This window comes from Pseudomonas sp. R3-18-08 (genome assembly GCF_003852065.1).
GTDB lineage: Bacteria > Pseudomonadota > Gammaproteobacteria > Pseudomonadales > Pseudomonadaceae > Aquipseudomonas.
The window spans coordinates 2,529,175-2,552,864 of sequence record NZ_CP027729.1 but is presented as its reverse complement, the minus strand read 5'-3'; the positions used below and the strand labels follow the sequence as shown (position 1 = coordinate 2,552,864).

The 23,690-nt window shown below is 62.5% G+C and carries 25 protein-coding genes; 14 read left to right on the top strand and 11 right to left on the bottom strand.

Annotation, left to right across the window (positions count from 1 at the left end; all coding sequences use genetic code 11):
- Nucleotides 1-68: 68 nt before the first annotated feature.
- Nucleotides 69-215: a hypothetical protein gene (locus C4J92_RS26975; protein ID WP_164487532.1), complete on the bottom strand. Its 147-nt coding sequence runs from the start codon at nucleotides 213-215 to the stop codon at nucleotides 69-71.
- Between C4J92_RS26975 and C4J92_RS11820 the strand changes: the two genes are divergently transcribed.
- From C4J92_RS11820 to C4J92_RS11790, 7 genes are read left to right on the top strand one after another with little or no spacing between them, the layout of a single operon-like run.
- On the top strand, nucleotides 214-1,242 hold the full coding sequence (locus C4J92_RS11820; protein ID WP_124403954.1) for an ABC transporter ATP-binding protein: 1,029 nt from the start codon (nucleotides 214-216) through the stop codon (nucleotides 1,240-1,242). The genes C4J92_RS26975 and C4J92_RS11820 overlap by 2 nt on opposite strands.
- Complete coding sequence (locus C4J92_RS11815) at nucleotides 1,239-2,084, top strand: ABC transporter permease (protein WP_124403953.1); 846 nt, start codon at nucleotides 1,239-1,241, stop codon at nucleotides 2,082-2,084. The genes C4J92_RS11820 and C4J92_RS11815 overlap by 4 nt, the downstream gene beginning before the upstream one ends.
- 4 nt (nucleotides 2,085-2,088) lie before the next feature.
- A complete protein-coding gene (locus C4J92_RS11810; RefSeq protein ID WP_124403952.1) occupies nucleotides 2,089-2,883 on the top strand; it encodes an ABC transporter permease in 795 nt (264 codons plus the stop codon).
- A complete protein-coding gene (locus C4J92_RS11805; RefSeq protein WP_124366768.1) occupies nucleotides 2,883-3,173 on the top strand; it encodes a (2Fe-2S)-binding protein in 291 nt (96 codons plus the stop codon). Before C4J92_RS11810 ends, C4J92_RS11805 begins: the two co-directional genes overlap by 1 nt.
- A complete protein-coding gene (locus tag C4J92_RS11800; protein WP_124403951.1) occupies nucleotides 3,170-4,513 on the top strand; it encodes an NAD(P)/FAD-dependent oxidoreductase in 1,344 nt (447 codons plus the stop codon). The genes C4J92_RS11805 and C4J92_RS11800 overlap by 4 nt, the downstream gene beginning before the upstream one ends.
- On the top strand, nucleotides 4,510-5,607 hold the full coding sequence (locus C4J92_RS11795; RefSeq protein WP_124403950.1) for an FAD-binding oxidoreductase: 1,098 nt from the start codon (nucleotides 4,510-4,512) through the stop codon (nucleotides 5,605-5,607). Before C4J92_RS11800 ends, C4J92_RS11795 begins: the two co-directional genes overlap by 4 nt.
- A 12-nt stretch (nucleotides 5,608-5,619) precedes the next feature.
- Nucleotides 5,620-6,651 (top strand): ABC transporter substrate-binding protein, encoded by a 1,032-nt coding sequence (locus tag C4J92_RS11790; protein WP_124370462.1) that lies wholly within the window; start codon nucleotides 5,620-5,622, stop codon nucleotides 6,649-6,651.
- Here the strand turns inward: C4J92_RS11790 and nadE are convergent, their stop codons facing one another.
- From nadE to C4J92_RS11775, 3 genes are read right to left on the bottom strand one after another with little or no spacing between them, the layout of a single operon-like run.
- The gene (nadE, locus tag C4J92_RS11785) at nucleotides 6,652-7,467 is read right to left on the bottom strand and encodes an ammonia-dependent NAD(+) synthetase (RefSeq protein ID WP_124403949.1); all 816 of its coding nucleotides are present in this window, start codon (nucleotides 7,465-7,467) and stop codon (nucleotides 6,652-6,654) included. It abuts the gene before it with no gap.
- A gap of 1 nt (nucleotide 7,468) precedes the next feature.
- Nucleotides 7,469-8,686, bottom strand: coding sequence for a nicotinate phosphoribosyltransferase (gene pncB, locus C4J92_RS11780; protein ID WP_124370460.1), 1,218 nt, complete (start codon nucleotides 8,684-8,686; stop codon nucleotides 7,469-7,471).
- A gap of 11 nt (nucleotides 8,687-8,697) precedes the next feature.
- Nucleotides 8,698-9,345 (bottom strand): isochorismatase family protein, encoded by a 648-nt coding sequence (locus tag C4J92_RS11775; RefSeq protein ID WP_124403948.1) that lies wholly within the window; start codon nucleotides 9,343-9,345, stop codon nucleotides 8,698-8,700.
- Between the two features lie 146 nt (nucleotides 9,346-9,491).
- On the opposite strand from C4J92_RS11775, the gene C4J92_RS11770 reads away from it, so the two are divergent.
- On the top strand, nucleotides 9,492-10,184 hold the full coding sequence (locus C4J92_RS11770; protein ID WP_124366761.1) for an NUDIX hydrolase: 693 nt from the start codon (nucleotides 9,492-9,494) through the stop codon (nucleotides 10,182-10,184).
- A gap of 33 nt (nucleotides 10,185-10,217) precedes the next feature.
- Here C4J92_RS11770 and C4J92_RS11765 read toward each other — a convergent pair whose 3' ends face one another.
- On the bottom strand, nucleotides 10,218-10,991 hold the full coding sequence (locus C4J92_RS11765) for an L-iditol 2-dehydrogenase (protein ID WP_124403947.1): 774 nt from the start codon (nucleotides 10,989-10,991) through the stop codon (nucleotides 10,218-10,220).
- Between the two features lie 17 nt (nucleotides 10,992-11,008).
- Entirely contained in the window at nucleotides 11,009-12,334 is a 1,326-nt protein-coding gene (locus C4J92_RS11760) for a sugar ABC transporter substrate-binding protein (protein WP_124403946.1), read from the bottom strand.
- A gap of 210 nt (nucleotides 12,335-12,544) precedes the next feature.
- Between C4J92_RS11760 and C4J92_RS11755 the strand changes: the two genes are divergently transcribed.
- The 3 genes from C4J92_RS11755 (at nucleotide 12,545) to C4J92_RS11745 (ending at nucleotide 15,616) form a co-directional block, all read left to right on the top strand.
- A complete protein-coding gene (locus tag C4J92_RS11755; RefSeq protein WP_124403945.1) occupies nucleotides 12,545-13,468 on the top strand; it encodes an AraC family transcriptional regulator in 924 nt (307 codons plus the stop codon).
- Nucleotides 13,469-13,622: 154 nt separating this feature from the next.
- On the top strand, nucleotides 13,623-14,573 hold the full coding sequence (locus tag C4J92_RS11750) for a nucleoside-specific channel-forming protein Tsx (RefSeq protein ID WP_124366757.1): 951 nt from the start codon (nucleotides 13,623-13,625) through the stop codon (nucleotides 14,571-14,573).
- A gap of 14 nt (nucleotides 14,574-14,587) precedes the next feature.
- Nucleotides 14,588-15,616 carry a purine nucleoside permease gene (locus tag C4J92_RS11745; RefSeq protein ID WP_124403944.1) on the top strand — a complete coding sequence of 343 codons (1,029 nt, stop codon included), beginning with the start codon at nucleotides 14,588-14,590 and terminating at the stop codon, nucleotides 15,614-15,616.
- 110 nt (nucleotides 15,617-15,726) lie between these two features.
- Here C4J92_RS11745 and C4J92_RS11740 read toward each other — a convergent pair whose 3' ends face one another.
- The 3 genes from C4J92_RS11740 to C4J92_RS11730 form a co-directional block, all read right to left on the bottom strand.
- Nucleotides 15,727-15,903, bottom strand: a complete 177-nt coding sequence (locus C4J92_RS11740; protein WP_124403943.1) for a metallothionein — start codon at nucleotides 15,901-15,903, stop codon at nucleotides 15,727-15,729.
- An 89-nt stretch (nucleotides 15,904-15,992) separates the two neighbouring features.
- Complete coding sequence (locus C4J92_RS11735; RefSeq protein WP_124362519.1) at nucleotides 15,993-16,448, bottom strand: DMT family transporter; 456 nt, start codon at nucleotides 16,446-16,448, stop codon at nucleotides 15,993-15,995.
- Between the two features lie 4 nt (nucleotides 16,449-16,452).
- Nucleotides 16,453-16,941 carry a DMT family transporter gene (locus tag C4J92_RS11730; protein WP_124362518.1) on the bottom strand — a complete coding sequence of 163 codons (489 nt, stop codon included), beginning with the start codon at nucleotides 16,939-16,941 and terminating at the stop codon, nucleotides 16,453-16,455.
- A 115-nt stretch (nucleotides 16,942-17,056) separates the two neighbouring features.
- Between C4J92_RS11730 and C4J92_RS11725 the strand changes: the two genes are divergently transcribed.
- Nucleotides 17,057-17,989, top strand: a complete 933-nt coding sequence (locus C4J92_RS11725) for a LysR family transcriptional regulator (protein ID WP_124405796.1) — start codon at nucleotides 17,057-17,059, stop codon at nucleotides 17,987-17,989.
- Nucleotide 17,990: 1 nt separating this feature from the next.
- Here C4J92_RS11725 and C4J92_RS11720 read toward each other — a convergent pair whose 3' ends face one another.
- On the bottom strand, nucleotides 17,991-19,310 hold the full coding sequence (locus C4J92_RS11720; RefSeq protein WP_124370452.1) for an Nramp family divalent metal transporter: 1,320 nt from the start codon (nucleotides 19,308-19,310) through the stop codon (nucleotides 17,991-17,993).
- A gap of 38 nt (nucleotides 19,311-19,348) precedes the next feature.
- Nucleotides 19,349-20,905, bottom strand: coding sequence for a DUF726 domain-containing protein (locus tag C4J92_RS11715; RefSeq protein ID WP_124403942.1), 1,557 nt, complete (start codon nucleotides 20,903-20,905; stop codon nucleotides 19,349-19,351).
- A gap of 283 nt (nucleotides 20,906-21,188) precedes the next feature.
- On the opposite strand from C4J92_RS11715, the gene C4J92_RS11710 reads away from it, so the two are divergent.
- Together C4J92_RS11710 and C4J92_RS11705 are read left to right on the top strand one after the other, a co-directional pair.
- On the top strand, nucleotides 21,189-22,997 hold the full coding sequence (locus tag C4J92_RS11710; RefSeq protein WP_124403941.1) for a monovalent cation:proton antiporter-2 (CPA2) family protein: 1,809 nt from the start codon (nucleotides 21,189-21,191) through the stop codon (nucleotides 22,995-22,997).
- 72 nt (nucleotides 22,998-23,069) lie between these two features.
- Nucleotides 23,070-23,624 carry a hypothetical protein gene (locus C4J92_RS11705; protein WP_124403940.1) on the top strand — a complete coding sequence of 185 codons (555 nt, stop codon included), beginning with the start codon at nucleotides 23,070-23,072 and terminating at the stop codon, nucleotides 23,622-23,624.
- Nucleotides 23,625-23,690 lie beyond the last annotated feature (66 nt).

The window sequence follows — 23,690 nt, the reverse complement described above, 5'->3', positions numbered from 1 at the left end:
AATGAATAAAACAGAAAATAATCATCCATTCAGTGAAATACTGTCTTCCGTCCACTCTAGTCTTCGTCCTAATCTGCGTCCACAGGGGCGAAACGAACAACAACCGGCAGCCGACCGAAGATCGAGCGCCAGCGCACCCACAACTGTTCTTTCGCATCTGCCCAAAACAAAAAAAGCGCGTTTCGACGCGACTCAAACAGGTGGAACGCAGACATGGCATTTCTCCAACTTCGCGCCTTGAGCAAACGCTACGGCGCCGTCGATGCGGTAGTCGCCACCGACCTTGCGGTGGAAAAAGGCGAATTCGTTTCCCTGCTCGGCCCCTCGGGTTGCGGCAAGACCACCACCTTGCAGATGATCGCCGGTTTCGTCGATGTGAGCGGCGGGCAGATCCTGCTCGACGGTCGCGACATCACCCATGCCAAGCCCGCCAGCCGGGGCCTGGGCGTAGTGTTCCAGAGCTATGCGCTGTTCCCGCACATGACAGTGCGCGACAACGTCGCCTTCGGCCTGAAGATGCACAAGGTGCCCGCCGGCGAGATCGCCGCCAAGGTCAAGACCGTGCTGGAGCTGGTGCGCCTGGCCCCCCATGCCGAACGCTACCCCCGGCAACTGTCCGGCGGCCAACGCCAGCGCGTGGCTCTGGCCCGCGCGCTGGTGATCGAGCCGCCGGTGCTGCTGCTGGATGAGCCGCTGTCGAACCTCGACGCCAACCTGCGCGAAGAAATGCAATTTGAAATCCGCCGTATTCAATGCGCGGTGGGCATCACTACCTTGATGGTCACCCACGATCAGGCCGAGGCGCTATCGATCAGCGACCGCGTGGTGGTGATGCAGGCCGGGCGCGTGACCCAGATCGACGCGCCCTACCGGTTGTACGAGCACCCGCGCACACGGTTTATCTCGGACTTCGTCGGCAAGGCCAATCTGCTCGCCGGCGACTACGATGCCCTGGGCATCCCGCAGGTGCGCCATACGGGCGGCGCTGGCGCGCTGACCCTGAGCCTGCGCCCGGAGAAAATCCAGCTGCTGGACGCGGGCTCGGGTCGCTTGCAGGGCAAGGTGCTGGACCGTTACTTCTTCGGCAGCCAGTGGCTGTACCGGGTCCATACCGACCTCGGCGAAATCACCGTGGTACGCAGCAACGACGGCAGCGCGCCGCTGGGCAACGGCGCGGCAGTGGGCCTGGATTGGCAAGCGGACCTGTTGCGGGTCTTGGCGCCGGACGAGGTGCACCCATGAGCCGGGGTTACTTACTGTCCCTGCCGGCGCTGGTGCTGTTTGCCGGGCTTTTGGTGCTGCCGCTGGGCCTGACGCTGGTGCTGTCGTTCAACGTGTTCGATTACCAGGTAGGCGTGAAGGCCGATGAGTGGACCTTCGCCCATTACCTGTCGCTGTTCAGTGATGCGTACTTCTACGAGATCTTCTGGCGCACCTTCTGGATCAGTGCGCTGGTCACCCTGTTGTGCGTAGTGATCGGCGTACCGGAGGCCTATATTCTCAGCCGCATGGGAACGCCATGGCGCTCGATTTTCCTGATCCTGATCCTCACGCCGTTGCTGATTTCGGTGGTGGTGCGCGCCTTTGGCTGGAGCCTGTTGCTCGGCGCCGACGGGCTGGTCAACCAAGTGATCCAAATGCTCGGCGGCCGCCCGGTGAAGCTGCTGTATACACCGTTCGCGGTGATCATCGCGCTGGTGCATGTGATGCTGCCGTTCATGATCATCCCGGTCTGGACCTCCTTGCAGAAGCTCGACCCCTCGGCTGAGCAGGCCGCGTTGTCGCTGGGTGCCAGCCAGGCCACGGTGATGCGCCAGATCGTCTTGCCCCAAGTGATGCCCGGCGTACTGTCCGGCACCCTGATTGTGTTCGGCCTGGCCGCCAGTTCGTTCGCCATCCCCGGCCTGCTCGGCGGGCGCCGCCTGAAAATGGTCGCCACGGTGGTGTACGACCAATACCTCTCGGAACTCAACTGGCCCATGGGCGCGACCATCGCCGTGGTGCTGCTGTTGGTCAATCTGCTGATCATGCTGAGCTGGAACCGCATGGTCGAAGGCCGCTACAAAAAGTCCCTGGGGGTTTGAGCGCATGTCTAGAAACGGTCCGTTGGCCCTCGGTTTCCACGCCCTGGTGGTGGTGTTCATGCTGGCGCCGCTGGTGGTGGTGTGCCTGGTGGCCTTCACCCCGGAAAACACCTTGAGCCTGCCCACGTCGGGCTTCTCCCTGCGCTGGTTTCGTGCGGTGTTCGAGCGCGCCGACTTTATCCAGGCGTTCTATAACAGCCTGATCCTGGCGTTTACCGCCGCGACCCTGGCCACGCTGATCGCGGTGCCGGCGGCTTTGGCGATCAGTCGTTATTCATTTCCAGGACGGGATTTTTTCAGTGCGCTGTTTCTGTCTCCGATCATCATCCCGCACCTGGTCCTGGGCGTTGCCCTGTTGCGCCTGTTTGCGCTGATGGGCGTGAATGGCAGCTTCACCTGGCTGATGCTCGCCCATGTGGTGATCATCACGCCCTATGTGCTGCGCCTGGTGCTGGCGGCCGCCATCGGTATCGATCGCAGTGCCGAACAGGCCGCCGAATCCCTCGGTGCCGGCCGCTTTACGCTGTTTCGCCAGATCACGCTGCCGATGATTCTGCCGGGCGTGGCCGGTGGCTGGCTGTTGGCGTTCATCAACAGTTTCGATGAGGTGACCCTGTCGATATTCGTCAGCTCCCCGGCCACGCAAACCCTGCCGGTGCGCATGTACGTGTATGCCACCGAGTCCATCGACCCGATGATGGCGGCGGTCTCGGCGCTGGTGATCGCGCTGACGGCGGCAACCATGATTCTGCTCGACCGGGTGTACGGCCTGGACCGCGTGCTGGTGGGGAAACACTGATGGCCCTGTTCAAGCGACTCGCTGAAACCCAGCGCCCTGCCCTGGCGTTCACCCTGGACGGCCAACCGGCCGCAGGCCTGCTCGGCGACACCCTGCTGACGGCCATTCTGACCTGCGCCGAGCACCTGCGCGGCAGCGACTTCAGCGCTGAGCGCCGTGCCGGTTTCTGCCTGATGGGCGCCTGCCAGGACTGCTGGGTGCGCCTTGCAGACGGGCGCCGCGTACGCGCTTGTTCGACGTTGCTGGAAGAGGGCCAGGCGATCAGCCGTGAACCGGGGCGCCACGCATGAAGCCGATTGTGATTGTGGGCGCAGGCCCGGCCGGCATCACGGCGGCGCGCACCTTGCTCGAGCATGGCATCAAGCCGTGCCTGATCGATGAAAGCCTGCGCGGCGGCGGGCAGGTTTATCGGCGCCAACCGGTGAACTTCCAACGCTCGGCCAAGCAGCTTTACGGCTTCGAAGCGGGCAAGGCCCAAGCCGTGCATCGCACCTTGGACGAGTTGGCACCGCTGATCGACTATCGCCCCGACACCCTGGTGTGGAATGCCGAAGACGCCTGCCTGGACACGCTCACAGAGGGCCGTGCCGAGCGCGTCGAGTACTCGCGGGTCATCGTCGCCACCGGGGCCACCGACCGTATCCTGCCGGTGCCAGGCTGGACCTTGCCCGGCGTCTACAGCCTGGGCGCGGCCCAGATTGCGTTGAAATATCAGGGCTGCGCCATCGGCGAGCGTGTTGCGTTCTGTGGTTCGGGGCCTTTGCTGTATTTAGTGGCTTACCAATATGCCAAGGCCGGCGCCCAGGTCGTGGCGGTTCTCGACAGCGCGCCGTTCAGCGCCCAATGCCGTGCGCTGCCGGCGCTGCTCGGGCAGCCGCTGACCCTGGCCAAGGGCGTGTACTACCGCGCCTGGCTGACCGCCCACGGGGTTGCCGTGCATCAGGGCGCAACCCTGCGGCAGATCGACGGCGAACAGCGGGTCAGCGGTATTCGTTGGGGCGAACAGCGCCTGGCGTGCGACGCCGTGGCCTTCGCGCACGCGCTGCGCAGTGAGACGCAACTGGCAGACCTGCTCGGTTGCGCGTTTGCCTGGAACCGCCTGAACCGGGCCTGGTTGCCGCGCCGCGACAGCGCCGGGCGCAGCAGCGTGGCGCAGGTTTACCTGGCGGGCGACGGTGCCGGCATCATGGGCGCCGATGCGGCGCAATTGGCCGGTGAGCGTGCAGCGCTGGCCGTACTGGAAGATATCGGCAAGGGGGTCGATCAGCGTCGTATCACCCGGCTGGAACAGCAGTTGGCGCGCATCCAGCGCTTTCGCCAGGGCCTGGAAACCGCGTTTCCCTTCCCTGAACAATGGGCCGCGCAGGCACCGGATGCGTTGACCCTGTGCCGCTGCGAAGAAGTCAGTGTGGGCGAGGTGCGCGCTGTGGTGGATGAAGGCCACTGGGAGATCAACCGGGTCAAGGCCCATTGCCGCGTCGGCATGGGCCGCTGCCAGGGGCGCATGTGCGGGCTGGCGGCGGCGGAGATTGTCGCCGAGCGCAGCGGGCGGAGCATTGAACAGGTCGGGCGCCTGCGTGCCCAGGCGCCGGTCAAGCCGCTGCCGTTCGGCGTGCAGGTGCAGCCGTGATCGACGTTATTGTGTTGGGCGGCGGGATTGTTGGCGCGTCGGCGGCCTTGATGCTTGCGCGCCAGGGTCAGCGGGTGGCGCTGGTCGAGCGCGACTTTTGCGGCTCGCATTCCAGCGGCGTGAATTACGGCGGCGTGCGACGTCAAGGACGGCCCTTGCATCAGTTACCGCTGTCGCAGCGCGCCCATCAACTGTGGGCCGACCTGCCTGGATTGATCGGCATCGACGGCGAGTACGTGCGCTCCGGACACCTGAAACTGGCGCGCAGTCATGGGGATTTTGCCGCGCTTGAAGCCTATGCCGCACACACCCGTGGCTTTGGCCTGAACCTGCAATTGCTCGATTACACCCAGTTGCGCGAGCGCTTCCCGTGGGTGGGCGACATCGCAGTGGGCGCCTCGCTCTGCCCCGACGACGGCCACGCCAATCCGCGCCTGGTATCGCCGGCCTTCGCCCGAGCGGCGCAGCGCAGTGGCGCCTGGGTTTATGAGCAGGCAGAGGTGAGCCGCATCGACCATGACGGCCAGCGCTTCCAGGTGCACTGCGCCAATGGCCTGCACCTGCAAGCGCCATGGCTGCTCAACTGCGCAGGTGCGTGGGCCGGCAGCGTCGCCGCGCAATTTGGCGAACCGGTGCCGATGATCTCGGCACACCCGGCGATGTTGGTGACCGAGCCGTTGCCGAGGGTGATGAACGTGAGCACCGGCGTCGAAGGCGGCGGCATCTATGCGCGGCAAGTGGCGCGCGGCAACTGCATCCTCGGCGGTGGTCGCGGCTTCGCCCTTGGCCCGCAGCAGGCCCGGCCCGGCCAGGCGGCGGTGCTGGAGATCCTGCGCAATGCGGGTGAGTTGTACCCGTTTCTGCGCGGGGCCCAGGCCATCCGTACCTGGAGCGGCACCGAAGGTTATCTACCCGATCATGAACCGGTGATCGGCCCCAGCAGCACCCAACCCGGCCTGCTCCACGGTTTCGGTTTTGCCGGCGCCGGGTTCCAGCTCGGCCCTGCGGTCGGTGAAGCCCTGGCAGAAATCGTCTGCGAGGGTGCCAGCCGTCAGCCCATTGAAGCGTTTTCCATCCGTCGTTTCCAAGCCTGAGAGGAAAAACCCATGAACCCACGTACCGCGCTGTCCTGCTTGTCCCTCGCCTTGCTCGCGTCCAATGCCCATGCCGCGCCTACGCTGTACCTGGGTATGAACGGCGGCACCATGGAGCGGGTCTACGCCGATAAAGTGCTGCCCGCCTTCGAGAAGGCCAACAACGTCAAGGTGGTGATCGTGCCGGGCACCTCGTCGGACATTCTTGCCAAGGTCCAGGCCAACAAGGACAACCCGCAGATGCATGTGATGTTCCTCGACGACGGCATCATGTACCGCGCCATCTCCATGGGCCTGTGCGACAAACTGGCGCCCAGCCCGACCCTGGAACAGATCCCGGCCAAGGCTAAAATCAAGGACCAGGCCGTGGCCGTGACCCTCGGCGTCACGGGCCTTGGCTACAACGCCAAGATGTTCAAGGAAAACGGCTGGGCCGCGCCCACCTCCTGGATGGACCTGGCCGACCCGCGCTTCAAGGAAAAAGTGGTGTTCCAGTCCCTGGCCTCCTCCACCTTCGGCTTGCACGCTTTCCTGATGTTCAACCGTATCCAGGGCGGCAGCGAGGCCGACGTGGAGCCAGGCTTCAAGGCGTGGCCGAAGACCGTCGGCCCCAACGTGCTGGAATACATCGCCAGCTCGGCAAAAATCTCCGAGATGGTGCAAACCGACGAAGCGGCGATCTTCCCCCTGACGCCGACCCAGGTCGCCACCCAGAAACTGCTCGGCGTGCCCATGGAGTATGCGCAACCCAAGGAAGGCGCAGTCGTGCTGAACGTGGCCGAATGCGTGATCGCGCGCAATGACCAGCCGGAACTGGCGCAGAAGCTCGCGGCCTTCCTGCTCAGCGCCCAAGCCCAGGCGCCAGCGCTGGAAGACGGTGACCAGATCCCGTCAAACCCGACCACGCCGACCACCGACAAGACCCGGGCGCGGGTCGAGGCGATGCAGGGTTATCTGCAGACGGCGATTTCAATCGATTGGGACCAGGTCAACCAGGCACGTCCGGAGTGGAACGCGCGATGGAGTCGTTCGATCGAGCGTTGATCACAACGGCACGAAAGGCAGCGCACGTTTGTGCGCTGTCTTGCTGTACGCCGCCTCGACTAATCCCCTCACCCGCTCACTCACCGGCTCGCCCATCAGGTACGCATCGATTTCTTCATACGAACAGCCGTAGGCGTCCTCATCCAGTTTCCCCGGTGCCAATTCTTCAAGGTCTGCGGTGGGTGGCTTGTATGCCAGGTTCGTTGGAGCGCCAAGGGCCGTGGCCAGCAGGCGCACCTGGGTTTTGGTCAGGCCGGACAGCGGCGCCAGGTCGCAGGCGCCGTCGCCGAATTTGGTGAAAAAGCCCATCAGCGCTTCGGCCGCCTGGTCGGTGCCGACCACCAGGCCATTGTGCAGGTTGGCGACCGCGTATTGCGCGATCATGCGCGCACGGGCCTTGACGTTGCCCTTGATGAAATCGAGTTGGGCGGCGCTGGCTTCGGCGGCGGCCAGGCTGGCCATCAGGCCGTCGACACTGGCCGCGATGTCGAGGGTGTCGATATGGTCCGGCAGGATAAAGTCCAGGGAAGCCTGGGCATCGTGTTCGTCGCCCTGGATCTTATAGGGCAGACGCATGGCGATAAAGCGCGCGGCGTAGCCTTCTTCGCGCAGTTGCTGCGCCGCCAGCTGGCACAGGCGGCCTGCGACCAGTGAGTCGACACCGCCGCTGATGCCCAGCACCAGCGCCTTGCAACCTGAATGGCGCAAGGTGGTCTTGATGAAGTCGATGCGCCGTTGAATCTCCTCGGGCTCGCCACCTTTGCCCAGCGAGCGGTTGACGTTCAGTTCACGCGCGATCCGTTCTTGAGTTTGCATGTCATTCCTCCACGCTACCAACGTTGAATACCTGTGCCGCGTACTGCAAAAACGACGGGTCTTCGCAGACGTTCTTGACCGGGTCATCGGAGAATTTCACCACCGGCTCACCGTGTACCCGCACCAGCTTCATGACGATACTCAGCGGCTCGACGCCGTCCACATCACAAGCCAGGCTGGTGCCCATGCCGAAGCCGAACCGCGCCTTGCCACGGATGTGCCGCAGGATCGGCAGGCATTTTTCGAAATTCAGACCATCGGAGAACATAAGGTCTTTGGTCATGGGGTCGATGCCGAGTTCCTTATATCTGGCCAGGACTTTGTCGGCCCAGGCGATGGGGTCACCCGAGTCCTGGCGCAGGCCGTCGTAGAGCTTGGCGAAGTACAGGTCGAAATCCTTGAGGAAGAAATCGGTGCTGATGCAGTCGGTCAGGGCCATACCGAGACGGCCACGGTACTCGCGCACCCAGTTCTCCAGGGCGGCGTTCTGGCTTTCGCGCAGACGGCCCAGTTGCTGATGCACCATCAGCCATTGGTGGGCCATGGTGCCGATCAGTGGCAAGTTGAATTCGTAGGCCAGGTGCGCATTGCTGGTGCCAAGGAACTGGCCGGGAAAGTCGCGGCGCATGATGTCGACTACTTCGCGCTGGGCCTTGAACGATAGGCGCCGGCGGGTGGAGAAGTCGGAAACGCGCAGGTCGGCGAGCTCCTCGCGGCTGAGGTTCTTCTCCAGCCAGTCGAACTTCTGATACAGCTTGCGGGTGACGTCTTCGAGGGTCACGTCAGGGTATTTGTCGCGGTTGCGCAGTTCGCTGACCAGCGCCAGGACCGGTTGCTCGAACATGATGCAATGCAGCATCGGGCCGATCACGCGGATGTTCAGTTGGCCGTCTACTTCACTGACGTGGATATAGCGCAGGTCGAAGCGAAACAGGCCAAGGAAGCGCTCGTAATCCGGCGTGAGGTATTCGCGAAAACGCGGGTTGAACAGGAAGCGCAGCTCGCCTTCGCGCATCTGCAGGCCGGCAAGCTTTTCCAGCTCGGTTCGCAACGCCGGGATCAGGTGGCCGAGTTTTTCCCTGGAGCGGACGATGAAGTTGTATTCCACGTCTACGTTGGGATGCTGGTGCAGCACCGCCTGCATCATGGTGAAGGTGTAGTAATCGGTGTCGAGCAAGCCCTGGATGACCGGGGATTTATCGTCATACGCACTTTCCATGGTGAGTCTCCTTAACGCGTGGCCATCGCGGCCAGTTCTTCGCGGGTACTGCTGATGACAGCGCCGGCCTCGAGCACCGCATTGACGGCCTGAACCCCGCCCGCCTCAGTGATGCCCCGACACGCCGGCAGGTGCAGCACCACTTGCAGCCCGGCCTTGAGCAGTTGCAAGGCGGTGGTCTTGACGCAGTAGTCCAGGGCCAGGCCACCAACGATGACGCGCACGACACCGTGGGCCTTGAGGTATTCGATGACGCCCGTCGACAACTTGTCGTGCAGGTCGTGGTAGCACGCGCCGTAAGGGTGCAGGTCGGGTTCGACACCCTTCCAGATGAAGTAGTCGTAGTCATACGGGGTGGGCAACTCATCCAGCAAGGTGAAGCCCTCGGTACCGGGTACGCAGTGGCTGACCCAGGTGATATCGGCGTGAACGAGGCCCGTGGGTTGCAGCATCTGGCTGTGCTGCGCGACCACCCAGGGCGCGTGTGGGGTGTGGGCGTCCTTGCTGCCGATGCGATGCCCGGCAAGGCTGGCCATGTAGTTGAGCTCAGCGCCGATCAGATCTCCGCCGACGACGGGCAACTCGTCGGGGCACAACGGCGTGAAGCTCTTCTGGGCGTCGACATCGAATGAAGCGATGGCAGTTTTGGCGAGGGTCATGGTGATTCTCCGGTGGCCTGGCAACAAAAGTACATGTCATGTACTTTCATTGCAAGAAACATTTATTTACCGGTACTTCAGCAAGTACATGACATAGCGGTTCGATCCGTTAGACTGTGCCCTACTGCCGTTCAGAAGGACTTCACATGCCACTTAGCGCCTACCTCCACACCGTCGACCTGTGCGCAGTGTTTTACTGCCGCGCCTCGGGCGAACTCAAACTGCTGCTGAACAAACGTGACGCCGAGCCCTTCGCCGGGCATTGGGCGCTGCCGGGTGTGGTGGTGAATGGCGGTGTGCAGGATCTGAGCCTCAAGGATGCCGTGGAACGGTTGCGCGCCAGTGACAAAGTCGGCCTTGAGCTGGCCTGGAGCGAGCAGGTTGGCACGGTGGGCGACGCGTTTCGCGACCCGCGCTGCTGGTCGTCGTCCACTTACTACCTGGCGATTGTGGCGGATGAGGTGACGCTGAGTGAACATCAGGCCTGGTTTTCCCTCAACGCGGTGGCGGACGGCAGCATCAAGCTGCCCTTCGATCACAACCTGATCGTCGCGGCGGTGCAGGAACGGCTGTTGTCCAAAGCGCTGTACAGCAGCTTGCCGCTGATGTTTCTGGGCAAGGAGTTCAGTGCGCCGCAAGCGACCGCGATCTTTTCCCTGGTACTGGCGCGGCCGGTGCTCAAGACCAGCGTGCGCCAGCGGTTGTTGAAGCTGACGCAAGCGGGATATTTGCGTGAGACGGGGCGCAAGAAGCAGGGTGAAGGCGGCAGGCCACAGGCGACGCTGGAGATGTTGAAGCCAGGAGAGATTTACTTCTTCGACCGCAGTTTTGCCGAGTGACCGGACATGGAGATCCCCGGGTGACCGATGGCTCTAGCTCATCCAATTGCCACCATCGACGTTGTAGGTCTGTGCGACCACATAGTCAGCCTCCTTCGAAGCCAGGAAGATCGCCATGCCGGTCAGGTCTTGCGCCGTGCCCATCCGCCCATAAGGTACCTCGTCGCCTACCCGCTTTTTCTTCTCGCCCGGCGCCAGGCCCTCATGCCTGGCGAACAGCGCATCCACCCCATCCCAGTGCTCACCGTCCACCACACCCGGGGCGATGGCATTGACGTTGATGCCCTGCTTGATCAGGTTCAACCCCGCAGATTGCGTCAGGCTGATCACTGCCGCCTTGGTCGCGCAATACACCGCCACCAGCGCCTCGCCGCGTCGTCCGGCCTGGCTGGCCATGTTGATGATCTTGCCGCCGTGGCCCTGGCGAATCATCTGCCGCGCGGCGGCCTGCAAGGTAAACAGCGTACCGGCGACGTTGATCGAAAACAGCCGTTCATAGCTGTCGCGGGTGATGTCGACGATGGGGGCCAGGTCGAACAGTGCCGCGTTATTCACCAGAATATCCAGCTTGCCGGCATGGGCGACCACGGCGGCCATGGCCGCGTCGATGGAGGTTTGGTCGGTGACGTCCATCGCCACCGCATACGCCTGGGGGCCCAACTCGGCCGCCGTCTGTTCGGCGCGCTGCAGGTTGATATCGGCAATGGCGACGGTGGCGCCTTCCTGGATATAGGCCTGGGCAAACGCGCGGCCAATCCCCCGCGCCGATCCGGTGATCAGCGCGCTCTTACCTTCAAGTCGTTTCATCGAGGTGTCCTGTGAAGTTACTTCGGATAACCGGCACGCTTCATCTCGCGCTCAGTGGTGGTCTGCGCCTGCTGCAGCGCCTGGTCGACCGTCATGCCGCCGGTGAGCGCTGCCGAAAACAGTTTGCCGACGGAAGTGCCGATGGCCTGGAATTCGGGAATCGTCACGTACTGGATGCCCACGTACGGCACCGGTTTGGCCGAGGGGTGCGCCGGGTCGGCGTGCTTCATCATCTGCAGCGTGACCTGGGCAAACGGCGCCGCGTTCAGGTACGCCTCGCTGTAGGTTGATTGCCGCGTGCCCGGCGGTACGTTGGTGATGCCTTCTTTTTCAGCGACCAGCTGGATGTAATCCTTGGACGTCGCCCAACGGATAAAGGCTTTGGCAGCGTCTTTGTGCTTGGAGGTGGCCGGGATGGCCAGCGACCAGGCGTAGAGCCAGGAAGAGCCCTTATCGGTGACCTCAGTGGGCGCCGCAGCGAAGCCTACGCGGTCGGCGACTTTGCTTTGGCCGGTGTCGGTGGTGAACGAGCCGGCGACGCTGGCATCGACCCAGATCGCACACTTGCCGCTGTTGAACAACGCCAGGGTTTCGTTGAAGCCATTGCTCGACACGCCCGGCGGGCCGTATTGCTTGAGGCTGTTGACGTAGAAATTGGCCGCAGCCGTCCACTCGGGACTGGTCAGTTCGGGCTGCCATTGCTCATCGAACCAGCGCGCGCCGAACGCATTGGCCATGGTGCTTAGCAACGCAACGTTCTCGCCCCAACCCGCTTTGCCGCGCAGGCACAGGCCATATTGATCTTTGTCCCTCACCGTCAGCTTGGCGGCGAATTCGCCGAGCTGGGTCCAGGTGGGATTGGCGGGCATGCTCAGGCCGGCTTGTTTGAACAGGTCGGTGCGGTAATAGGTCACGGTGCTTTCGCCGTAGAACGGCAAGGCGTAGAGAGTGCCATTCACCGACAGGCCCTGGCGCACCGAGGGGAAGATGTCCTCGACATCGTAGTCGGCCGGCAGGTCGGTCAGTGGCTCCAGCCAGTGTTTGGCGCCCCACAGCGGGGTTTCGTAGGTGCCGATGGTCAGCACATCGAACTGCCCGCCCTGGGTGGCGATATCGGTGGTGAGGCGCTGGCGCAGCACGTTTTCTTCGAGCACCACCCAATTGAGCTGGATGTCTGGGTGCTGCGCCTGGAACACCTTGGACAGGCGCTGCATGCGGATCATGTCGCTGTTGTTGACCGTGGCGATGGTCAGGGTCTCGGCGGCCTGGCTGGGCAGGCTCATGGCCAGGCCGGAGAGCAGCAACAGCGTTTGGGCAAGCGTGGCTTTGCGGGTTGATAGCATGGCGGTGTCCACCGGTTGTTTTTGTTGTTGAGCGCCGATTACAGCAGCTTGGGCCGGTTTCTCACAAACCCGTGGCGGATGCCCGACCGATACTTTTTTAACCGGCACCCCAGGCGCAAAAAAGTATCAGTGCGGGGCGACGCCGGGGGTAGCGCCATGCCTGCCGAGGCGGGTATTTTGGCGGGTACCCAACGCACAAGAGGCAGCCGCATGCCCATCCGCGCCCCACTGTTCGAGCACCGTCCCGCCGAACTGGAAGTGATCCTGCCCGAACCGGAGCACTGCTTTCGCTGGTTCGAACACGACTACCCGATTGAGCTGGCGCGCTGGAACCATCACCCTGAGTTCGAAATTCACCTGATTCGCCACGGCAGCGGCAAGCTGGTGGCGGGCGACTATATCGGTGCATTCAGTGCCGGCCATGTCGCCTTGATCGGCCCCGACCTGCCCCACGACTGGATTGGCGACCTGGCACCCGGCGAGTGCCTGAGCGGTCGTGACGTGGTGCTGCAATTCGACGGCGCCGCCCTCCTCGCCTTGCGCAAGGCCCTGCCGGAACTCGGCAATCTGCAGCCGCTGTTCGAACACGCGCGACGCGGCCTTGAGTTCACCGGCGAAACAGCGGTGCACGCGGCGCGGTTGATGGAAGCCATCGGCAGCGCCCAGGGCTTGCAACGGTTGATCCTGTTCCTGCAACTGCTCGACACCCTCAAGAACGCCCCGCCCCGCCAGTTCAAGGTGCTGGCCAGCCCGCGCTACGCGCCGACCCTGGACCCGCGCAGCGCCGAACGCATCAACAAGGCCTTCGCCTACCTGATGCGGGAACTCGGCGGCGAGGTGCGCGTGTCAGACATCGCCCGGCAACTGGACATGAGCGAACCGGGTTTCTCGCGCTTCTTCAAACGCACGACCGGCCATGGCTTTATCGAGCTGATGCGCAAATTCCGCGTGCAGCGCGCCTGCCGGTTATTGCTGCAAAGCGATATGTCGGTGGCGGATATTTGCTTCGAAGTCGGCTACGCCAACCTGTCCAATTTCAACCGGCACTTTCGCATCGAGATGAACCAGACACCGAGTGAGTATCGGCGCGAGACCGGCAATCATCTGGAAAAAATGACACCCAGTCATTTCTGACCATAAAGACGACTAATCAGGCTTTTTTGCAGGCCTTTCAGACGATTGAGCAAAGTTGGTACAGCCTATGCAAACGTTTGCGGAACGAACTTGGCCACCAGGTTCATTCCACCCGCGCAATCGGGTTCAAACCGCGTACGAATAGGGATTTTCAATGCACCCCACCTCAACGCCTCGCGCTTGCTTTGGTGTTTCCTTGCTACTGGCCGCCGTTACGGGAGTACTCAGTGCACCCATTTTGGCGCAGGACAAACCCGCGGATGACTCAGCACAGGGCGAAACCCTCAGCCCCGAGGCCAACCCGCCGGCAAAAAAAGGCGTCTACCTATCGGAGTGGTTCAACCAGGACCTGACGCTGATCGGCAGCAAGGACATCAGCTTCGGTCCAAAGCCCCAGGATGACGTCTACCTCGAGTACGAGTATTTCGGGCGCAAGGGGCCGTTCGAGCTGTACGGCTACATCGATGTGCCAAAGATCCTCGGCATCGGCAACAGCAATGACAAAGGCGCCTGGGACCATGGCTCGCCCGTGTTCATGGAGCATGAGCCGCGAATCTCCATCGACTACCTCGCTGGCCGCAGCCTGGCGATCGGACCGTTCAAGGAATGGTATGTGGCGTTCGACTGGATCTACGACCACGGCAGCAACAAGGAGAACCGCGCCAACACCCTGTACAGCGGCCTTGGCACCGATATCGACACCCACTCGCGGGTCAACCTGTCGGCGAACTTCTACGGGCGTTACCAATGGGAAAACTACGGCGCCAGCAATGAATATTCCTGGGACGGCTACCGCGCACAGATGAAATACATCGTGCCCATCGGCAAATTCGACAATGGCGCCTCGCTGACCTACATCGGCTTCACCAACTATGATTTCGGCTCGGACCTGCACAAGGACAACCCGGCGCGCACCGCCAATTCCCTGGTGGCCACCAACGTGTTGCTGTACTCGTTCACCCACCTGCGCTTTACCCTGGTCGGCCGTTACTTTCATAACGGCGGCAACTGGGAGGATGGCAGCGAGTTGAATTTCGGCGAAGGCAACTTCCGCGCCCGCTCAGACGGCTGGGGTTACTACGCCGGCGTGGGCTACCAATTCTGATCAAGGAGCTGCAGATGAATACCTTTACCCGCCTCTCGCTGGCCATGGGCCTTGCCCTGCTGCCCCACCTGGTGCTGGCAGACAACGCCGCGCCGATCAAACCCAAGGTCATGCTGATCACCATGTTCGCCCCCGAGGCGCAAACCTGGATCGACCGCCTGGAACTCAAGCAGCAAGTGCGCGTGCCGGGCCTGTCCGCCGAATACCCGGTGATTCGCTGCAACACCCAGGACGTGTGCCTGCTGGTCACTGGCATGGGCCAGACCAACGCCGCCGCATCGACCCTGGCCCTGGCCTTGTCACCCAAGTTCGACCTGCGCCAGAGTTATTTCCTGATCGCCGGGATTGCCGGTATCAGCCCCAAGCACGGCACCATCGGTACCGCCGCCTGGGCGCATTACCTGGTGGAATTCGGTACACAGTGGGAGTTGGATTCACGGGATGCACCCAAGGAGTGGCCGACCGGTTATATCGGCATCAACACCAAGGGGCCCAATGAAAAACCGCCGCTGGACTACAAGACTGAAGTGTTCGAGCTCAACCCCAAGCTGCAAGCCAAGGCGTTCGCCTTGTCGCACAAGGTGGAGCTGACGGAAAGCAAGGAATCCGCCGCCTGGCGCAAGCACTACCCCGCCGCCCCGGCCAATCAGCCGCCGCAAGTCACCCGCTGCGACACCCTGGCGGGCAACACCTGGTTCTCCGGTACCCGCCTGAGCGAGCGCGCCGAGGTGTGGACCAAACTGCTCACGGACAACAAGGGCGAATACTGCACCACCCAGCAGGAAGACAACTCCACTTACGAAGCGCTGCTGCGCGCCAGCCGTGAAGGCTTGGTGGATATCCAGCGCCTGGCCGTGGTGCGTGCAGGCTCCGACTTCGACCGCCCATATCCGGGCTACAGCGAAGTGGACAATCTGCTCAAGTACGCCGATCAAGGCGGTTTCGTACCGGCATTGGAGAACCTGTACCGCACGGGCAATCCGCTGGTACAGGCGATCCTGAACAACTGGTCAGCCTGGAAAAACGGCGTTCCCGAGGCCTGATGCAAATCAAAATGTGGGAGGGGGCTTGCTCCCGATGGCGGAGTGTCAGTCACTGCATCTGTGCCTGAAACACCGCAATCGGGAGCAAGCCCCCTCCCACATTGGACGGTTCAGTTCGCGTTGGCAGCCGCTTTGGCGCATTCGCAGCCCGTCGCCGCAGCGCAGGGCTCACCGTGCAGGTGATGCTCGGCGCAGCCCTGGCAGCAATAGCCCTTCCCGTCCTTCATGACCGCGTCGATGCCCAGTACGCATTTGCAGTGTGGGCAAGCACAGGTTTGATCCGGCATGGTCAGACTCCTTCTTCATGGTCGTCGCGGTGCAGCGAACGCCACACCTGAAACAGTGACCCAAGGCGCGACGCCAAGGTTCAGCGCCGTCAGTCGGCCTGGCGCGTATTGCTGCGATACATGAACACCAGTGCCAGGGCCAGGCACAGCATCGCGACGATCCGGCTGCCGGACAGTTCGATCGCCGGGTTGCCCAGCCAGCCGAAATTGTCGATCAGCATGCCCATGCCCAATTGCCCCACGATCACTGCCACCGTGGCGACCGCCGTACCGACCACCGGCACCGCGCCGACCATTACCATCATGTACACCACGCCGAACAAGGCGCCGGTCAGCTGCCACTTCGGGACGTCCAACAAACTGACAGCCTGGGCGGGCTCGAAGAAAAATATCAACAGTGCGGTGGTTAGCGCACCGACCGCAAAGGTCAACAGACTGCTGCGCAATACCCCAACAGTCTGCCCCAGGCGACCGTTGATGGCAGCCTGCACGCTCAACACCGCCCCTGCGGCGACCACCACGACCAACAACACAAACAGATTCATCGCCTTACCCTCGTGCAATCAAAACAAGTGCCGCCACAATCAGCGCCAGGGCTATCCAGCGCTCTACATTGACCCGCTTGCGCGCCGTGCCGAACCAGCCGAAATGGTCGATCAGTACACTCTTGCCCACCTGCCCGGACAGGATCGCAATCATCGTCATTGCCACCCCGATATGGGGCGTGGCCAGGGTCAGCACCACCACGTACATCGGTCCCAGGAAACCACCGATCAACTGCCAGCGCGGCAGTTGGGTGAAGGCCGGGCCCTTTTGCGGGCCGCTGAACAGCAACAGCAAGAACAGGATCGCCGAGCCGACGCCAAAGATGCTCAACGTCGCCCATAAATGCCCGACCTGCACACCCAATGGCCCCAGCAAACCGGCCTCGACCGACAGCCCCATGCCCGCGAGGATGACCAACGGCAACAACAGCAGCCGGAGAACGTTTCGCTTCGGCCGGGACTGCGCCGTACCCTCGATAGAATGTGCCTGCATACATCACCTGCGCTTGAAGAAGAAAACAGGCGTGCATTATCCAGTGGCCTGGCTGTGCGATAAATGGCAGCATGCAGACAACACCTTTGCGCAAAACGCACAGCCTGGAGTCATGATGCAGGGTTTGAATGAACTGAGTTTCAAGGCGCTGCGCCTGTTCGTCGCCGTGCTGGACCATGGCAGTTTTTCTGAGGTAGCACGCCGCGAAGGCCTTGCGCCCTCGTCCATTTCCCGGCAGATCCAACTGATGGAACAAGCCGTCGGTCAGCAGTTGCTGTACCGCCACACCCGTGCCGTGAGCCCGACCGAAGCCGGACGCCTGCTCGGGCGACACGCGCGGCTGATGCTGGAGCAGCTGGAAACCGCGAGCCAGGCCCTGCAGGAGCAAGACAGCGAACCCAGCGGGCTGGTGCGCATCAATGCGCCCATGGTGTTCGGCCAGCGTCACCTTGCGCCATGGCTGGGGGAGCTGTGCCGGCGCTATCCGAAGCTGCAACTGGACATCCAGCAGACCGATACCTTCGTCGACCCGCTGCAGGATGGCACTGACCTACTGTTTCGTATTGGCGTGCTCAATGATTCCAGCATGCAGGCGCGGATCTTCGCGCCGCAACGCTTTCGCCTCGCCGCCAGCCCCGCCTACCTGGCGCAGCACGGCACGCCGCGCCATCCCGACGAACTGGTCAACCACCAGTGCCTGGCCTACAAGGGCATAAAAGGCCAGGAGCGCTGGTTCTTCCGCCGCGACCACGGCGACTGGAGCGCCTACAGCGTCAAGGGCCCGATCACCGGCAACCACGCTGACACCCTGACCCACGCCGCCGAGCAGGGTCTGGGGCTGGTGGTGTTTCCCTCCTGGCTGATCGGTGAAGGCCTGCGCGCCGGCACCTTGCAAGCGGTGCTGACCGAATACGAAGTGGCGACCACCCTGGAGCCCCAGCAGATCGCGGCGTTGTGGCCGGGTAGCCGAAGGCTGTCGCTGAAGGTGCGCACGGTGATCGATTATTTTGTGGAATGTTTTGGGACGGTGCCGTATTGGGATCGGTGAGTCAAAACAGCCACTGCCCGATCAACCACGCATTCGCCCCACTGATCACCGCAAACAAAAACCACGCCAGCAACCGCGTCGGCAGCCGGTTGACGAACGGGCCCATCAGTTGTTTGTCGCCGGTCATGCGGATCAGCGGGTATAACGCGAAGGGCAACTGCAGGCTCAGCACCACCTGACTGAGAATCAGCAGCTTGCCGATGGCATCGTCGCCCATCAGCCACACGCCGAGGAACGCCGGGATCAGCGCCAGTCCACGGGTGATCAGGCGGCGCTGCCAGCAGGGGATGCGCAGGTTCAGGTAACCCTCCATGATCACCTGCCCGGCAATCGTACCGGTGAAGGTCGAACTCTGGCCCGAGGCCAGCAAGGCGATGCCGAACAGGATGCTGGCGAACGCACCGCCCACCAGCGGGTCGAGCAGATGATAGGCGTCCTGGATCTCCACCACGTCGGTATGGCCGGTTTTGTAGAACGCTGCGGCGGCGAGCACCAGGATCGCCGCATTGACCAACAGGGCCAAGGCCAGGGAGCCAATGGTGTCGATGCGTGCAAGCTTGACCGCGTCCTGTTTGCTGGCCAGGTCTTTGCCGATCAGGCGCGTCTGCACAATCGAGGAGTGCAGGTAGAGGTTATGCGGCATCACGGTCGCACCGAGGATGCCGATGGCCAAGTACAGCGGCGCGGCATCGCTGATGGCTGACAGCGAGGGGGTGAAGCCGCTGAGTACGTCCGGCCAGTAGGGTTTGATCAGCACCAGTTCAATGAAGAAACACACACCGATGGTCGCGACCAACGCCAGCATGATCGCTTCCAGCCGGCGGAAACCGCGGTTCTGCAGGGCCAGGATCAACAGCGTGTCGAAGGCGGTGATGACGATCCCGGTGGTCAGCGATACACCCAGCAGCAGGTGAAATGCCAGGGCGCAGCCGAGCACTTCGGCGAGGTCGGTGGCGATGATGGAGATTTCCGCCAGCACCCATTGGGTACGCGCGGAGCGCTTGCTGTAGCGCTCGCGGCACAGTTGCGCCAGGTCTTTACCGGTGGCGATACCCAGCCGCGAGCACAGGCACTGCACCGCCATGCCCGCCAAGCTGGCCAGCAGCACTACGAATAACAGGCTGTAGCCGTAGCGCGACCCGGCTTCGATGGCGGTCGCCCAGTTGCCGGGGTCCATGTAGCCGATGGAAATCAACAGGCCGGGGCCGGCGAACATCAGCGCACGTTTGAAGAACGACGCCTTGGGATCAACGACAACGGAGCCGGCCACTTCCGGCGGGCAGAAAGGGGCGGTAGCAATTTTCGGCAGGCTGAATTTCACGCGGGATCCCAGGCAAACACACAAGTCAGGGCGCCAGCTTAGCAGTCCGACGCGACGGTGCGCATCACCGTCTCCCGGGGCAGGTCAAATGCCTCAACCACTTGCACCACCAGGTCCAGTTCCTGGTTCAGCGCCTCACGTTCCAGGCGCTGGCGAATCACGCCGACCACCAACACCGCCAACGTGGTGATCGAATAGGCCGGGCCGGAAAACGCCCGTACGCCGCTGACCAGCAACATCGCGGCCGCCAACGCCTGGCCCACCACCGGAATCGCCGTGGCGGCACCGCGGCGCAGCATAAACCCGGTGAGCCCCGCCAATGCGGTGCCGCTCAAGGCGGTGGTGGCCGTACGGCCCATGTCGAGACGCTTGAACACACCCTGCTCTTTTTGCATCGCGGCCTTGAGTTCGGCGTCGAACGCCTGTCGGTCGGCGCCGCTGAGGTTGTTCTGATACTGCTTGAGGAGTTTTTCCGCGACCTGCGCTTCGATATCCGCCAGGGACACGCTAGCCAGTGGCTCGTCGAACTTGATGCCCAAGCGTTGCGCCACCGCTTCGGCGATCTGACGATAGGCCACGCCGTGGCCGCGGGCCAGGTTCATGAAACTGTCGCCGCCCATGCGCTGCAACTCGATGGCGAGCTTGCGTGGTTCGCGTACGCTGGCATCAATCGAGGCACTGCGCTTTTGCGCCATCAGCTCGGCGAGAAACTTCAGCTCATCCGGGCGCGCCTGCATCAGCATCGGAAACAGATCGACATCTTCTTCGGCAAAACGCGCTTCACTGCTGCGCAGGTCGGCGCGGATCAGGCCACGGCGCTCCTGCAGCAGGTCGGTGTACTGCACCACCGTGCGCAACTGCGGCCAGTAGGCGGCATGGTCGAAGCTGGCCAGATGCACATTGGTGACCTTGGCCTTGAGCGCCGGCGTTACCGCAATCGCATAGCGGCCGATGCAACGCTCGGTATCCGGCTTCATCGCCAGTGCCCAGTCCTTGCTCGAATAGCAATTGATCAGCCGTCCCTTGAGCGGTGCCGACACCGCCTCCCAAGGGCTCGACGTACAGATCGCCCCGCCCATCAGCAGCACATTATTCAATGGCAGTTCATGCGCGGTTTCAGGGCTGGCCAGCACACTCTTGACCAGGATCCGGGCGCCAAGGGAATGTCCGATCAGGTTGATCTGCCGCACCTGGAGCGATTCGGCGTGCAGGTAGCTCGCCAGCTCGGGCAGCAAGGTCCTGGCCACTTCATCGACCCGCGCCTCGACACTTTTGTAATGGTCGAGAAAGTACGCGATCGCCTTGCCCACACCCACGGTCGCCGCGCCCAGGCCACCGCCGCCGAGCATCGAGGCGATTACCTCCTTGAACGGGGCAAACAGGTTTTCCAGGAAGTGCCCCGCCGGCCAGAACAACATCAGGTTGGTCGAGCCTTCAATGCCGGCCAGTTGTTCCTTGAAGCTGGCCAACTGCTGCTGGCTGAAAAACGCCGAATAACCGTGCACGTAGAGATTGAGCACGTCCCCCTGAGGCTCGCCACACAGGACGAACGTAGGCTTGCGGGTGCGGTGCATTTCATCCCACTGCTGTTGCATGGGCCGGTGACTCCTGGTGACAAGGGGCGGCCATGGTAACAAAGAGCCAATCAAGCCGAGATGAAAACCACAGGCATCGCGACGCGGGGTTTGTTCGCAAGCGAAGTTGCTCCCACGAAAAGCAAACGTCCGTAGCTGCCGAAATCCGCCAGATAACAGCCACATTCATTGACCTCTGCATCAAAAATACAAGTTTCAAAATGTGAAAACACGCTCTAATAGAGCCCTTTCCCTCGCCCTTGAAAACATCAGCATCTGATTCAAGCAAACAATGGAGTTCGCAATGCCCCATGAAGGCAACCTGTTACAAGCAGCCGTGGTGTTCTTGTTCGCCGCCGTGCTGGCCGTGCCGTTGGCCAAGCGTCTGCAACTGGGCGCGGTGCTGGGCTATCTGTTCGCCGGGGTGATCATCGGCCCCTCGGTGCTGGGCCTGATCGGCAATCCGCAAAGCGTGGCGCAGTTCTCTGAGCTGGGCGTGGTGCTGTTGCTGTTCATCATCGGCCTGGAGCTTTCGCCCAAACGGTTATGGGTGATGCGCAAGGCGGTATTCGGTGTCGGCCTGGCCCAGGTGCTGCTGACCGGGCTGGTGATGGGCGTGGTAGCGCTGTGGCTGTTTGGCCAGTCATGGAACAGCGCGATTGTGCTGGGCCTGGGCCTGGCGCTGTCCTCCACCGCGTTTGGTCTGCAAAGCCTGGCCGAGCGCAAGGAACTCAACCAACCCCATGGGCGCCTGGCCTTCGCGATCCTGTTGTTCCAGGACATTGCAGCGATCCCGTTGATTGCCATGGTGCCGCTGCTGGCCGGCAGCGATCATCCGACCAGCGAAGCCCAGGGCGTGCAACACGTCTTGCAAATCCTCGGCAGCATTGCCGTGGTGATCATCGGCGGGCGCTACCTGCTGCGACCGGTGTTTCGTATCGTTGCCAAGACCGGCCTGCGTGAAGTCTCCACCGCCACCGCGCTGCTGGTGGTGATCGGCACCGCCTGGCTGATGGAGCTGGTGGGCGTGTCCATGGCCCTCGGCGCGTTCCTCGCCGGGCTGCTGCTGGCGGACTCGGAATACCGCCACGAACTGGAATCCCAGATCGAACCGTTCAAGGGCCTGCTGCTGGGGCTGTTTTTTATCAGCGTGGGCATGGGCGCCAACCTCAGCCTGCTGCTCAGCACACCGCTGGTGGTGATCGGGCTGACCTTGCTGTTGATCGGTTTGAAACTGCCGCTGCTGTACGCCGTAGGACGCATGGTGGGCGAGCTCAATCGCGAAAGCGCTCTGCGCCTGGGCGTGGTGTTGGCGGCGGGCGGTGAGTTCGCCTTCGTGGTGTTCAAGATCGGCCGCGACCAGGGCCTGTTCGAACCGCACCTCTACGATGTACTGGTGCTGACCATCACCCTGTCCATGGCCGTGACCCCGCTGCTGCTGTTGGTGTGCCCGAAGCTGTTCAAGTCCAAGGCCAAGCCGGTGGAGGTGCCCGAGGAGTACCGCGCCATCGAAGGCGACGCGCCGCGTGTGGTGATTGCCGGCATGGGGCGAATGGGCCAGATCGTCGCGCGAATCCTGCGCGCACAGAACATCTCGTTCATCGCCCTCGACACCTCGGTGGAAACCATCGAACTGACCCGTAGTTTTGGCGGTATGCCGGTGTTCTACGGTGACCCGCAACGCCCGGAAATCCTCCATGCGGCCAAGGTCGACCAGGCGGAATTCTTTGTGATCGCCATGGATGATCCGGAGATCAACATCAAGACCGCCGAACTGGTGCGCAACCTCTACCCGCACATGAAGATCATCGCCCGCGCGCGTAACCGCCAGCACGTCCACCGCCTGGTGGACCTGGACGCCTCACCGGTGCGTGAAACATTCTACTCAAGCCTGGAGATGAGCCGCCGCACCCTGGTCGGCCTCGGCCTGAGCCAGGCCCAGGCCGATGCGCGCATCGACCGCTTCAGGACCCATGACCAGCAAGTCCTCGCCGCCCAGCATGCGGTGTACGACGACGCGGCCAAAGTCATGCAGAGCGCCCAGGAAGCCCGTGCGGAACTGGCGCGCTTGTTTGAGATGGATCGGCTTCAGGAAGAGTCCGACAAGGTGTGAGGCTGCAGATGAACGATATTGCGAATTTTCTGACAGAATACGCCGCAATTTCGTTCATCTCTGGAGCGCTTCATGGCCACCTTCACCAAGACTGCAGTGCTGCTGGCCCTCGCGCTTACCGCCAGCAGCGTGTTCGCCGCCGCCAAACCGGCCACGCAAACCCTCTCCACCCTGGGCGGCAAGTTCACCTTCAGCCTGCCCAAGGCCTACACCGCCGACGCCCTGCCCTCCGGCAAGGCTGAAGACGGCACCGCCGATACCCAAGGCACCCTGTACGCCAATGCGAACACGAAAAGTGTAGTGATCGTCGCCGAAACCGTGCGTAACGATGGAGTATCAATCCAGGATAACGACGCCAAATTTCTCGATGGCGCCGTGAGCGATTTCGTCAAGAACCAGAGCGCCGCCCTGCCCGACTTCAAGAAACTCGGCGAGAAAAAACTGACCTTCAAGGGCCTTGGCCTGCGCCAGGTCGACAGCACCGCCAGCCAGGGCGGCGGCAAGACCCTGAACTCCACGTTCCTGGCTGGCTCGGGCAATCACCTGCTGGTGATCCAAGCGATTTCGCGGGCGGATGATGTGAAGGGGCATGCGGCGCTGGTGAAGCAGATTACTGGCGGCAAATAACACAAAACCCATGTGGGAGGGGGCTTGCTCCTGATAGCGGTGAATCAGTCGATACATCTGTGACTG

Coding starts and splice junctions, on each gene's coding strand:
- C4J92_RS11775 (WP_124403948.1), bottom strand. CDS start 9,345: ATGACCCTCGCCAAAACTGCCATCGCTTCATTCGATGTCGACGCCCAG.
- C4J92_RS26975 (WP_164487532.1), bottom strand. CDS start 215: ATGTCTGCGTTCCACCTGTTTGAGTCGCGTCGAAACGCGCTTTTTTTG.
- C4J92_RS11755 (WP_124403945.1), top strand. CDS start 12,545: ATGCCCATCCGCGCCCCACTGTTCGAGCACCGTCCCGCCGAACTGGAA.
- C4J92_RS11715 (WP_124403942.1), bottom strand. CDS start 20,905: ATGCAACAGCAGTGGGATGAAATGCACCGCACCCGCAAGCCTACGTTC.
- C4J92_RS11765 (WP_124403947.1), bottom strand. CDS start 10,991: ATGAAACGACTTGAAGGTAAGAGCGCGCTGATCACCGGATCGGCGCGG.
- nadE (WP_124403949.1), bottom strand. CDS start 7,467: ATGCAAACTCAAGAACGGATCGCGCGTGAACTGAACGTCAACCGCTCG.
- C4J92_RS11815 (WP_124403953.1), top strand. CDS start 1,239: ATGAGCCGGGGTTACTTACTGTCCCTGCCGGCGCTGGTGCTGTTTGCC.
- C4J92_RS11800 (WP_124403951.1), top strand. CDS start 3,170: ATGAAGCCGATTGTGATTGTGGGCGCAGGCCCGGCCGGCATCACGGCG.
- C4J92_RS11805 (WP_124366768.1), top strand. CDS start 2,883: ATGGCCCTGTTCAAGCGACTCGCTGAAACCCAGCGCCCTGCCCTGGCG.
- C4J92_RS11810 (WP_124403952.1), top strand. CDS start 2,089: ATGTCTAGAAACGGTCCGTTGGCCCTCGGTTTCCACGCCCTGGTGGTG.
- C4J92_RS11745 (WP_124403944.1), top strand. CDS start 14,588: ATGAATACCTTTACCCGCCTCTCGCTGGCCATGGGCCTTGCCCTGCTG.
- C4J92_RS11760 (WP_124403946.1), bottom strand. CDS start 12,334: ATGCTATCAACCCGCAAAGCCACGCTTGCCCAAACGCTGTTGCTGCTC.
- C4J92_RS11730 (WP_124362518.1), bottom strand. CDS start 16,941: ATGCAGGCACATTCTATCGAGGGTACGGCGCAGTCCCGGCCGAAGCGA.
- C4J92_RS11750 (WP_124366757.1), top strand. CDS start 13,623: ATGCACCCCACCTCAACGCCTCGCGCTTGCTTTGGTGTTTCCTTGCTA.
- C4J92_RS11705 (WP_124403940.1), top strand. CDS start 23,070: ATGGCCACCTTCACCAAGACTGCAGTGCTGCTGGCCCTCGCGCTTACC.
- C4J92_RS11820 (WP_124403954.1), top strand. CDS start 214: ATGGCATTTCTCCAACTTCGCGCCTTGAGCAAACGCTACGGCGCCGTC.
- C4J92_RS11740 (WP_124403943.1), bottom strand. CDS start 15,903: ATGCCGGATCAAACCTGTGCTTGCCCACACTGCAAATGCGTACTGGGC.
- C4J92_RS11735 (WP_124362519.1), bottom strand. CDS start 16,448: ATGAATCTGTTTGTGTTGTTGGTCGTGGTGGTCGCCGCAGGGGCGGTG.
- C4J92_RS11770 (WP_124366761.1), top strand. CDS start 9,492: ATGCCACTTAGCGCCTACCTCCACACCGTCGACCTGTGCGCAGTGTTT.
- pncB (WP_124370460.1), bottom strand. CDS start 8,686: ATGGAAAGTGCGTATGACGATAAATCCCCGGTCATCCAGGGCTTGCTC.
- C4J92_RS11725 (WP_124405796.1), top strand. CDS start 17,057: ATGCAGGGTTTGAATGAACTGAGTTTCAAGGCGCTGCGCCTGTTCGTC.
- C4J92_RS11790 (WP_124370462.1), top strand. CDS start 5,620: ATGAACCCACGTACCGCGCTGTCCTGCTTGTCCCTCGCCTTGCTCGCG.
- C4J92_RS11710 (WP_124403941.1), top strand. CDS start 21,189: ATGCCCCATGAAGGCAACCTGTTACAAGCAGCCGTGGTGTTCTTGTTC.